The 12,026-nt window shown below is 46.9% G+C and carries 9 protein-coding genes; 2 read left to right on the top strand and 7 right to left on the bottom strand.

The window, feature by feature from the left end; genetic code table 11:
- Both U2F10_RS13255 and argC read right to left on the bottom strand, forming a co-directional pair.
- Window positions 1-1,026: a DUF1350 family protein gene (locus U2F10_RS13255; RefSeq protein ID WP_163662030.1), complete on the bottom strand. Its 1,026-nt coding sequence runs from the start codon at window positions 1,024-1,026 to the stop codon at window positions 1-3.
- Between the two features lie 568 nt (window positions 1,027-1,594).
- The gene (gene argC, locus U2F10_RS13250; protein WP_499872404.1) at window positions 1,595-2,566 is read right to left on the bottom strand and encodes an N-acetyl-gamma-glutamyl-phosphate reductase; all 972 of its coding nucleotides are present in this window, start codon (window positions 2,564-2,566) and stop codon (window positions 1,595-1,597) included.
- Window positions 2,567-2,738: 172 nt separating this feature from the next.
- Between argC and U2F10_RS13245 the strand changes: the two genes are divergently transcribed.
- Both U2F10_RS13245 and U2F10_RS13240 read left to right on the top strand, forming a co-directional pair.
- Complete coding sequence (locus tag U2F10_RS13245; RefSeq protein ID WP_499872402.1) at window positions 2,739-4,241, top strand: serine/threonine protein kinase; 1,503 nt, start codon at window positions 2,739-2,741, stop codon at window positions 4,239-4,241.
- A 110-nt stretch (window positions 4,242-4,351) separates the two neighbouring features.
- On the top strand, window positions 4,352-4,852 hold the full coding sequence (locus tag U2F10_RS13240) for a hypothetical protein (RefSeq protein WP_499872400.1): 501 nt from the start codon (window positions 4,352-4,354) through the stop codon (window positions 4,850-4,852).
- 19 nt (window positions 4,853-4,871) lie between these two features.
- Here U2F10_RS13240 and U2F10_RS13235 read toward each other — a convergent pair whose 3' ends face one another.
- The 5 genes from U2F10_RS13235 to U2F10_RS13215 all read right to left on the bottom strand — a co-directional run bounded on the left by U2F10_RS13235 (window position 4,872) and on the right by U2F10_RS13215 (window position 12,015).
- Window positions 4,872-6,485, bottom strand: a complete 1,614-nt coding sequence (locus U2F10_RS13235) for an IS1634 family transposase (protein WP_499871633.1) — start codon at window positions 6,483-6,485, stop codon at window positions 4,872-4,874.
- A gap of 94 nt (window positions 6,486-6,579) precedes the next feature.
- Window positions 6,580-8,070, bottom strand: a complete 1,491-nt coding sequence (locus U2F10_RS13230; RefSeq protein WP_163696917.1) for an alpha-amylase — start codon at window positions 8,068-8,070, stop codon at window positions 6,580-6,582.
- 469 nt (window positions 8,071-8,539) lie between these two features.
- A complete protein-coding gene (gene rbp, locus U2F10_RS13225) occupies window positions 8,540-8,836 on the bottom strand; it encodes an RNA-binding regulator (RefSeq protein ID WP_006516039.1) in 297 nt (98 codons plus the stop codon).
- A gap of 352 nt (window positions 8,837-9,188) precedes the next feature.
- Window positions 9,189-9,779 carry a slr1658 family protein gene (locus U2F10_RS13220; RefSeq protein ID WP_163662143.1) on the bottom strand — a complete coding sequence of 197 codons (591 nt, stop codon included), beginning with the start codon at window positions 9,777-9,779 and terminating at the stop codon, window positions 9,189-9,191.
- A gap of 97 nt (window positions 9,780-9,876) precedes the next feature.
- Window positions 9,877-12,015 carry a SpoIIE family protein phosphatase gene (locus U2F10_RS13215; RefSeq protein WP_499867503.1) on the bottom strand — a complete coding sequence of 713 codons (2,139 nt, stop codon included), beginning with the start codon at window positions 12,013-12,015 and terminating at the stop codon, window positions 9,877-9,879.
- Window positions 12,016-12,026: the final 11 nt, after the last annotated feature.

Here is a 12,026-nt window from a genome sequence, read left to right as displayed (position 1 = left end):
TCAAGCGGCGATTCGATGCCTGGTAGTACTACTGGCATCACACGTCTCATCACACCTCTGCTGGGCAACAGCGGGTGTATTTCGGAGGCGATGGACCAGGGCCAAGGCGTTAAATTCTAAGTCCCGACAGCTGAGGGGCTGAATAAATTTATCCAGTGGGTTGAAGTCAACCACACACTGGCCTAATTGAATCCCCACTGGCTCTAAATGGTTGCCTTTGAGAAACCGTCGCCGAATGTGGGGCTGTTCATGCATCAGCTGTTGACAGGTATTGGCGGTATTGCGATCGCGAGCAAATTGGATCAGCCCGGTGAAATGAAATAGCCGACTATGGGCAATCAGCTGATGGGTTTGATCAACGGTAGGGGATGCCGTCAGCAGTTTACTCAAAACCCATCGTAGCCATTTGGCAGGCACAGGCACTTTAATCGCAGGGGCCAACCATAAAGAGGCCTGTTGCATAATCGACGGTAGACCGTAATCAACAGTCTGCCCGGTCAGCCGTTGGATACGCTGTTCCATCAGACGTAGACGCGCATTGAGGCAGGATAATCCCTGCTGAATCTCTTTTAGCTGCCGAGTGCTAGGGGCGTGCGGCGGCAACGATTGCCAGCATTCTGTTAACACCTCTGTAGAGGACAAAAGTTCTAGTAAGGCTACATACTTACAGCCCAGGCCATGGCCGATCCAAGTGTAGTTAGCCGCATTTAAGTACACCGCTGACTCATACCCCTTAGCCATTGCCGCCTCGACCATCGAGCCCCGTAACGTGTAGTGCTCATCTAAAAGGTCAATGGCTGTGGACCAATGGTGCAACGTAAACCGAAACGGAAAAGCGACAACGGTATAGCCAGCGGCAAAAAGACTTTTGAGAAAATGACGATACACGAGGATGGGAAATGTCCCCCATAAAGCACTCCCTACAAACTGAATCACACCTTTGGGTTGGGGATGGAGGGCAACCCAACTGTGGGAATACGGTTCAAATTGAAACCGAGCGGCATTACTAGGCGACGATAAAACCATAGAAAATAATGTATGAAAAGACTCCCAGAGCCGCTGTAAATATTCAGCCGTTACTGCCTGAGTATAGAAACCGATCACCCCAACAGGTTACCAACCAAGACTTGAGAGATGAAACCATACCGAGGAGCAGCACCGCCGATCTTAGACACCTCTGAATTGTTACCCCGCCAATATTCATAATTCCGGACAGTCCTGGAAAACTAATACCGCTATGTAATGCCTTTACAGGAGTACACAAAAGGGTACTATCCAAACTCAAAGGTTTTAAGCCAAAGTAACAACAGCTTGCCTTGAGAGTGAAGCAGCGTGTGGCTGGTCTGACACTGTCAGTTAACTGATCTTTCAAACTTGCATCAGGGTTGGGGAGTTATCGTTCTCCCCTGGCGGTTCTTGCCATGCAAGAATCCGTGTCTTCCACAGTGGGAATAAGTCTCTAAGTGAGGAGTTGCTAGTTGTAAGCGGCTCCTTTTTTATCTGAGGTCCTTTGTCTTAGGTATAAGGATGTGTCTAGAAAAGACGCTACCCATTACTCAGCCCCCTAGCCCCCCAAATGTAAAGGTTTCCATGGTTAGACTCCCTGATTCAACCCTGCCTGCTCCGGCAGCCCCAACATGATGTTCATATTTTGCACAGCAGCCCCTGAAGCCCCTTTGCCTAAATTATCCAATCGTGCTGCGACCAATGCCTCGTGGGTATCGTCGTTAGCAAAGACGAACAGTTGGACCTGATTAGTTCCGTTAGCCGCTTTTGTATCCAGAAACTTGCCATCACGCAGACCCGCTTCATCCGCCAGAGCCGCCACCTGCACAAAGGGTTCATCGGCGTAGTAATCCGTGAGGGCAGCGCACAGTTGCTGACCAGTGGGTGGATGATCCAACGTCCACAGCGGCAGCGGAATTTGCACCAGCATGCCCTGCTCAAACGTACCTACCGCTGGCAGAAATAAGGGCGCATGGGCCAACCCAGAATATTGATGCATCTCTTGCACATGCTTATGGTCAAAGGCTAGACCGTACACACCATAGGGATAAAGTGGTTCTGATTCACCGCGATACCCGGCATAGGTCTCCATCAACTTACGGCCTCCACCGGAATAGCCGGAAATCGCATTAACGGTGACTGGGAAACTAGCGGGAATTAGACCAGAGGCCACTAATGGCTTGATGGCTGCTAGAAATCCGGTAGGGTAACAGCCTGGATTACTAACACGATGGGCTTTTGCGATCGCATCCCGCCGCCCCGGTGCTAACTCTGGGAATCCATACACCCAATCCTGATGGGTACGATGGGCCGTGCTAGCATCCAAAATTTTAACCGTGGGACTTGACACCAGATCAACCACCTCACGAGCGGCGGCATCGGGCAAACACAAAATCGCCACATCCACAGAATCAATCAGCTTTGCTCGCTCTGCCACATCTTTTCGCTTAGCAGGATCAATACTGACAACCGTGACATCTTCTCGCTGGGCTAAGCGGGCATAAATCTGCAGCCCGGTTGTACCTGCTTCACCATCGATAAAAACCCTGGGCTGCGCCATGGGACAACTCCTGATTACTCTCTTAAACCGTCTGTGTCATTTTATAGGGCCATGATTCGGTGGACCATGGTCATTGGCTTAATATCAAACAGCATTGTTCAGTATCTATGCCGCTACCCTGGGGATGCAATCGGGAATTCTGATGAATAATTGCAACCCCGTCAATAGTTTCATGGTTTCCCCCAGCGTTTTAAAGACGACTCCTCGACTTCTCAATCGCTACAGTATTCAACAAAACTTAGGGGCTCGCCTTGGTCGTAGAACGATGCTGGGTTACGACCACACCCGCCATAGCTGGGTTATCATTAAATATTTATGTTTTGACGATCCACTTCAAGCCAACGATATCAACCGTTTTCACCAAGAAGTCAAAACCCTTAAAAGCTTGAAGCATCAAGCTATTCCAGCTTACTACGACAGCTTTGAGATCAAAGACCATGGCTATCACGGCTGCATGCTTGTACAAGAATACATTGAGGGTAAATCACTATATACCCTGATCAACACTCAAAGAGTCTTTACCGAAGAAGAGATTCGTAAACTGGCGCAACAGATTTTAGCGATCCTTGATTATCTACACACCAAAAAATCACCGATCATTCATCGTGATATCAAACCTAGCAGTTTTGTGCTGAATACCCTCGCTAATTCTACGCCAGGTGATCTCTATTTAGTGGACTTTGGCTTAGTACAATGTGCTAGCACAACTCAAACTGATACAGAAACTGATACAGATACCCCCATTCTCATCTCAGGGACTCCAGGCTACCGCCCACCCGAACAACTGGGAGATCGGGCCATGCCTGCCACAGATTTATACAGCCTGGGAGCCACACTCATCCATCTTGCTACAGGAAAACATCCCAACACGTTGCCCCAGAGCGGCCTACGTCTGTTGTTTAGCCAAGAATTAGAGCATATGAGTCGGCCCCTCAAATCTTGGTTACGCTGGCTCACCCAACCCAAGCAACATAAACGACCCATATCCGCAAAATCTGCCCTGAAAGGATTAGAGCAAGCTGATGAGATTTTTTCCTCATCTCACTGGCTATCCTTCAACAGTCTTAGCCATCGTTTGCAACGCACGTTTTTAGAAACAATGGCCCCAGCCAACACCCAGCTAAAGATTCTTGAGTACAGTCAAATGTTGGAGGTCTTGTTTCCTCCATTGGGCTGGAAAAGCAGAAAATTCTGCCTGGCAATGCTCCAGACAATCGTGAGCGCAGCAAGTGTATGGCTGACGTTTAGAGGGTTTTTATACTTCTGGCCTCAGCTGGTCAACGTTTGGCAACAGTTATCTATTATTATCATCGGGCTAGGATGGACATATTTTAACGTACGCTCTGGGTACCGAGGATTGCAATCTATCTGTTCTAGTCTTTTCCAACAGATCAGCATTCAGCTATTGCCAGAAATTATTTTGTTAGGGCATCGGTTCCCCTGTCGGCCAGTTGACTATAAAATCAATACCTATAAACGCGATATTGAAGATATTCATTTCCAAAAAGATAGCTCTCTCATCAAGTTTTTCCTACATAATAATCGCACCATCGTTGGCAAGCTGAAGTATACGCTTTCAGCCAAAGAGCTGGAATTAACTCAGTCAGAAATCAGTTGGGTGAATGACATTTTACAACTTTGGTTAAAGCAGCCATCTTCTACAGGGCTAGCATAATTCGTGACCGTTACGGATGCATTAACCAGGTCAGGCAGAAAAGCCATGGGGAAGAACAGAGCACTTTCCCATACACTAGAGTTTAGTCTCCGTATTGCATTGGCCGTTCTATGCCTCAATTTGCCACTGCCCAAGATCAACGTTACGCCCAAGCATTAATGCAGCCTGCGTTAATTCGCATTATTGACAATATTCGTAAACAGCTAGATGTCTCTGCTTGGGAGGGGTCTTATCGAGACGATATGCGATGGCCAGCAGAGACAACGGCTGAACAAAAACAACAATACTTAGCGCTTCAAGAGATGTTAGAAAAAGCAACGCCTGAAGAGCATGATCAAATTCAGGCCACGCTTGCCCAGTTGCCATCTCCTGACCATCGGTATGCCCTATGCCTTAAAAAGCAAGATCAACAGCAGGAAATCGATGTTTGGCAGCTGTGCTATCGGCTCTGTAATGCAGCGGATACAGCAGATACAAAAAATCATACTGGCCCCATCACCATAGATACAAGTCTATTGGACCTGGAAATGGGTGATGTGGATTGGATTGCCCTGGATAAAAAAGCTAAGCGGCTAGTGGAAGAGACTTTTCAAGCCTTGCCCACCCCCTAACGGACATTCCGCAGGTTAGTCAGCAAATCAAATAATATTTCTGGCAGGGCGCGCCAAGAAATCTGAGGATATTCAGCCGTTCAGGTGAGAGGTTGGAAACCTGAGGTTGCTCATTGAGCCAAGCCAGGTGAATTGCCTGAAACTTCTGAAAAATCCACCGTAAGGACGGCGTTTGAGTCGGTCGCTTGCGTTGGTCGAGAAGGGTTTCATTCGCCTGATCCAAGGCGTGTCTCACCTGCCGTTGAGCTAAAGTGTACACCATCAGGGACAATCCCATGATGGTCGCCAAAGCTACAATGCGTTCAGGTGTTTTGAGAAAAACACTGGAGGTAAAAAACAAGGGATCCTTGAGCATACCGAAGCCTTGTTCAGAGACCGATTGCCCTTTGTAATCGGAGAGAATGATTTCGTCAGTCAAGGTGTCATCATCGATGACATTGGTCGCCAAAATGAAGCGTCCTGCCTTTCGCTTTGCCTGATGAATAGCAGCGTCATCGGCGACGATTTGAGCGGTAATTCGATAGGTGGTGTGGGTAGGTGTCGCCCCTGTTTTCGGGCGTCCTGACTGGGCATAGTGGTGCTGTTCGACCACGTCTAACTGGCTCAAACAGTGATAGGGCCAGCGGGTCGCTAGGGCCTCGGCCTGGCGGCGAGCATCGGCGGCACAATTAAACTCAATGGTCTGTTGACGACGCAGTTGTTTTGTTGCCTTGACGAGGTGTTTGGCAACCTGTTTATCCACCTGTTGGCAATCCGTCTCGACCCGTGTCTGATTCTCGACCACGACCCACCCTTGTCGAATTCCCCCATAGGTTGTGCACACACGAGCCAATCGATAGCCGTCCCGTTCACTTGCCACAAAGGCCTCTGGATCGATCTCAGTAACCACCGATTGGGCGGCGGATAGCGTTAACGGGACACGGGTAATCCAACGCAGTGCCCCCAAAATGGCTAAGTTATCGGCACTGTATAAGGCACTGTCAGCCACCAAGATTCCCTCGACACTCCAGTGCTCTGCAAACGTCTTTAATCGGTCTGCAAACACCGCTTTGTCGGATTGATTGCCACTGGCGACCTCAAACGCTAAGGGGACTCCCCCATCATTCGTACAGATTGTCTCCACTACAAACTGTTTTAAGTCAGGTCGGTGGTCTTTCGAATACCCATGGGTGATTTCAATGCAACCCGGCTCTTTGTTCGCGCTTTCATACGCCCCATGCACACTCAGGCTACTACTATCAAGATGATAACGACGGCTATCTAAGCCAAAGGCTTGATAGGCTGCCATCGAGACGACACTGAACAATTTGCTGGGTCCATAGGCCCACACTTTGTCGAGTAATCGACCCAAGTAATCATCATTCAGATGGGAGGGCGCAATCCCCTCGCCAAGCAGATGCTCCGTTGCTTTGCCCACAAAAAATTCTTCATACAGATACAACGGTGCACTCACAAAGCCTAATCCATTCAGAATCATGGCTTTGATCCCTTGTCCCGGACTCACCTTTTGCTGCACATGGGTCCCTAGACAACCATTCACCAGCGCTTCGAGTCCGATTTGGTCTACAATCCCTGCAATGATGCCTAAGTGATCAATATCCTCGACACGCATCTTCTTTAAGCGGCTCTGCAAAAACGTTACCGCTTAAATTACCTGATTTTCAAACCTAACCTGCGGAATGCGCGTCAAAACATAGTTTGACAGTAGTTTGGCAATACTGACCGACTTACGCCTCTACCCAAACAGAGACAGAACCACCATTACAGCGAAATTCTGCCCAACCCGACTCATTAGTAGTAATCGGCGTCTTCACATGCTCAGTCAGGTCATAGAACTGAGTATTTGCCTTACCCACTTCCATCCACTTAGAACCCTCAGGACCATCGCTCATAATCACAGCCATCGCCTGGGGATGCTCTGGGTCTCCTAGTCGAGTCCAACCAATGGTATTGAAATGATCAAAATAATCATACTGAGGACCATAGGCGAAGTGCTTGCGGGCATACAAAAACTTATCAATCAGCCAACGATGAGCATGAAGGGTGATGGGATACTTATTGCCATCTTTGCCATAGTCTTCATACTGAGCACCATAGTAATCAGCATAGAAAACACAGGGATAACCTTCTGCTCGCAACAAGATGAGGGCATAGGCCAAGGGTTTAAACCAAGCCTCTACCGGAGCCTCTAACGCTTGTAGTGGCTGAGAGTCATGGTTTTCAACAAACGTGACTGCCTGGGTAGGACGCGTTTGCATCATCGTCCCATCCAGAATCTTGCCCATGTCATAATGCCCTCCTGCTTTACTGGCATAGTGGAAGTTATAGTGCAAAGGCACGTCAAACACCGACATCCGACCTTGCACAGCATCTACATACCATTGGAGGGTACCAAGGTCGTTGTACCAGTACTCGCCCACCATAAACAGATCTTTCTGAGCATAGTGTTCCAGAGCATCAATCCACAGCGGAAAATACCAGGCAGAAATATGCTTAATTGCATCAAGCCGGAAACCATCTACACCGGTTTGCTCTAGATACCACTTACCCCAGTTTTCAACTTCTTTTTGCACCTCGACACTTTGAAAGTCCACATCGGCTCCCATCAGATAGGCAAAATTTCCTTTCTCTAGGGCGACATCATCATCAAATGCCTTTCCTTCAAAGAGATAAACCGTATTGCTATCTTTGGAGTAGTCATCATAGTCAACGGCATCAAAATGCCACCAATGCCACTCAAAATCAGAATATTTCTTACTCCCGTCCGGCAACACGCGTCCTGGAAAGGTGAAATGCGTATAGGCATTAATGTCCTGCTGCCCACCTTTGGGATTTAAGCGATCATTCTGCCAAAAGGGGGTAGCTTTCACAACTTCCGTCTGGTTGGCCCCCATCCGATGGTTCAGCACACCATCGGCATAGACCTGGATACCAGCCGCTTGAAGCGCTTGAACGGCACTTAAATACTCGTCTCGGGTACCGTACTTGGTACGCTTCGAGCCACATTGATCAAATTCACCCAGGTCATACATATCGTAAACGGCGTATCCCACATCGTAGCCACCACCCATGCCTTTATAGGCTGGAGGCAACCACATCGCCGTAAATCCCGCATCTGCTAATTCCTTAGATCGGGTATTGACTTGATTCCATAGGCTGCCGTCCCCCGGCACATACCAATGGAAATATTGCATCATGACACCATTTAGTGCAGACATTTATGACAGCTCCTTTGAATAACAGGTGAGTAAGCAAAACACTGAATTCAGACAATAGAGGGAGAATGTACTGACTATTGAACTCAGAATATACAGGCTATAACAACCACAGAGATTGCTTAGAGCACGGCTGCAATACTTAGCCACAGGACACCAAACAAGCTCCATCGTCACCAGAAGAGATTCCTGGCTTGAGGATGTGACATTAATCACACGCCAATGAATTTATCCTACTAATCCCACTGATACAAAATCCTGACTAATAGCACCCAGTATCGAAGGGTATGGCTTCAACGGTGAGTTCAGCCGAACCGTACAAGGGAGCGCCCCTACAGGATTATCCATTTTTAACCGGGTTTAATGGATTCGGGGTGGATATCAGACACAAATAGAAGCCATGCAGAGTAACCTACATGACTTCTATTTGCAAGGCTCAAAAACAATTTAATCGCGGTAATCGCGATAACAATTAGTAACGGCGATCCCCTTTGTTACCCCAATTTCCCCCTGATCCCCCCCGAGGCTCACGGGGCTTAGCTTTGTTAACCTTGAGTACGCGTCCCATCCACTCAGCACCGTCTAAAGCCTCAATGGCAGCGGTCTCTTCCGCATCTGTCTCCATCTCAACGAAGGCAAACCCACGAGGCCGGCCTGTTTCTCTATCGGTAGGTAGATGAGCACTTTTGACGGTACCGTACTCAGCGAAAACATCAGTCACATCTTCTTTGGTGGCATCGTAAGACAAATTGCCAACATACACTGACATATGAGATTCTCCAAACATTCAAATTCAAAGGACACAGAGTTATATTCGGAGAACCATTTTAGAAAAGATTGCATAGCCGAAAATAAATCTGACCAAACGCTAGCACAGAGCCAGGGATAGTGCATAAAAATGCAGCAAAAATCAATTTTTGCCGTTACCGATTTAGAGGATGAATCGTCTGTGGCACTTTCAAACAGCCTAAATTCAACGGATGGAATCATGGGGGAAGCTCAGAAACGCCCAATCTTTAAAGGATTCAGACATTCTAGCGACCGCTTCCATCCCATTCACAACGAAAACCGATGTTTGTGTAGACTTTCTACTGTAGGGAAAACCTACTCAAAAAAATAGGCTATACGGTGACTTGGGCCATCACCGTTACAGCGATCGCATCAGGGAGTGTTGGTAAAGGCTCAAACTTCCAACCTAGGCGAACCTGATAATCATTAATCATTGTGAGAAACCCTAACCCTGAGCGCGTAGTATCGTTTTCCATAGCGCTCTCTTCCACTTGTTGTAGGTATAACTCCTGGGGATCAGATGCTAATAATTCTTTAATAAATATCTGGAATTCCGCCGCTTGGGCTTTATTAACACTATTGGTAGCGAATATAACAGCAACTAACTCTGGATTCTCTAGAAAATAAATTCCAAGTTTTACTTGATGGGTAGACGTTTCTAAATTGAACTTCACAGCGTTTTCGATGAGTTCATTAGCGACATAGCTAATGGAGCCCTGGGCTTCTTTTATCCTTTGTTCCTCTTCAGGGTTATTCTCATCTAATGGCAGAAAATTAATAAAACAATTGGCCAAAAAATGCGCTGACAGCCGTTGATTACGCCAAAGGTTTTTAATATCTTCTGATGTAGAGGTAAAACTCAGTTCTAGGGAATCGCGCTCAGGAGGAAGAATAGTAATATAATCACCAAAGATCTGATGCATCCAATTTTCTCCTGGAACGTCGATTTATATAAGATCTGTTAGGGGAATCTTTGGTTAAGGGTTAATTCAGAGAGAAGGGCCAAACTATACGAAAGTATTACTGCTGTTTGAGGACAAGCAGGGTAATATCATCAAATATTTTTTGTTCACCAATAAACGCTTTAACATCGTTAATAATAGCTCGTTGAACATCTTCAGCCGTACTACCATGCCAACTTTGGGATATCACCTGGCGCAAACGAGGCATACCATATTGTTTTTTATGTGAATTATAGGCTTCAGGAATTCCGTCAGTGTAGAGTACAATCCCGTCACCAGGCTGCAACTGAACTTTGACATAGCTAATGAAGCCACCTATATCATCGTCCAACCCAATTGGCATCCCTAAGTCCATCGTATCAATGCTCTCAACCGTGCTATCGACTCTAACGATAAGAATCTCTTCATGCTGACCACTAATACTAACGTATCCGTCTGAATAGTTGAGAATAGCAAGGGTTAAGTTCTTTTCAGAGTCCATCCGCTGGACATTCTGATAGATCGTACTATTCACGGTTTCTAGAAACTTAATGGGGTCATGTTCTTGAATTTCTTTGAGGGTTCGCACCGCCGTTTGGGTCATGAGCATCAACATACCGCTTTCCAGGCCATGCCCTGTGACGTCACCAATGCCTAAGGTAACGATACCCTCCGTCTCTAAAACATCATAATAATCTCCACCCACTTCATCGGCAGGTTCCATAAAGCCAACAATATCGAGGCCGTCCACATTTTTTAGTTCTTCAGCCTTAGGCAATATCATTTGCTGAATTTGTCTAACAACATCGAGTTCTGCCCCCATCCGCAGGTTTTCGGCCTTTAATTTGTCATTTAAGGTACTAATTTGAGCATTAGCATTAGCAAGTTCTGCCGTACGCTCTTTAACTTTATCTTCTAATGTTTCAAAAGATGTTCTGAGCTGACTGGCCATGCTATCGAACGAGTACGCTAACGTGCGTAATTCGCGGATGGGACCTGTTTCACTATCGCTCAGTCTAAGCTCTCCATGTTTTAGGTCTCCGCTGGCAATGGCTTTAGACGCTTGAGTAATACGTAATACAGGCTGGGTCAGCCAGCGGGTAATTAATAACCCAACACCGACTGCAACCCCAAGGGCCAGTAATGTTAGTGCAATGGTATTGCGATTATTGGCATAGATTTGTCCCATAAAATCAGCTTCTGGAATGGCAACCACAATTAGCCAATCAAGACCACGGCCATCACGAAATGGGAGAACTTGGACAAAATGCCGCTGTCTATGAAGTTTAAAGTTGAGCTGTTGCGATCGCGAAATTTCCTGAAGGCTGCCAAACCGTTTTTCAATATGTTGCGTGGTTCCCTGCACCAGAGGATCTTGGCTATCCACAGCCTGTAAAAATTGGGGATCTTCTTCATCTCCTAACATTAAGGGTTCATCCGCCGAACTCGAGATCAAACGACCTTCACGGTCCACAACAAACGCCTGGCCTGACTTACCAATATCTAAATCTCTTAAGAAATCCCGAAACTCTTCTGGTAAGACAACATCAGCCGCACACACACCCAACAAACGTTGCCCTGCTCTATCGTAAACAGGCAATGCCGCTGTGATATTGGGTAGACCTGTGGTAAACGCAATATAAATATCTGTCCAAACTGGTTGCTGGGCTTGGGTAGCTGACCGATACCAGGGGCGCTGTCTAGCATCAAATATAGTTTTTAACTGACGTAGAAAATAAGTCCGTTGCCCCCGGACATTGAGGGTGTAATATTGACGCTTAGCCTTAGTTGCAGCATTGCTATAGGACAGCTGTAACGAACCATCTTCTGGGTCTCGTAAAACACCAAAGAAATCTCCTCGATTGTTACCACAGTAAACAAACGCCACATTTGGGGCAATTTTCATTTGTTGATAAAGCTGGGCTTCGCCACGGGTGGCAGTTGTGACATCAATCACGCCATGAATCAATGCCGTTGAATTCAATCGATTGATTTCGTGGGGGGTTTCAAAGTAGCCCTGCAGTTCTCTCTGAATTCGGGCTGACACCTCGGTGCGTAGCTGAGAGGTTAAGTCTTGTACAGCCTGTTGACTATTGCGAAATGAAAGATAGCCAACTAACCCTACAGTGGCACAAATTTGGAGAACAAATGGAACCACCAGGATTCTGCGCATAGGAATGCGAAAATCACTAGGTAATCCACTAAACAAGCGTTTCATGCTTATACTCC

The sequence above is a fragment of the Leptothoe sp. EHU-05/26/07-4 genome, from assembly GCF_043421015.1.
Lineage (GTDB): Bacteria > Cyanobacteriota > Cyanobacteriia > Phormidesmidales > Phormidesmidaceae > Leptothoe > Leptothoe turfae.
Note: the sequence above shows the minus strand (reverse complement) of the source record. Positions and strands in the feature narration are given on the sequence as shown.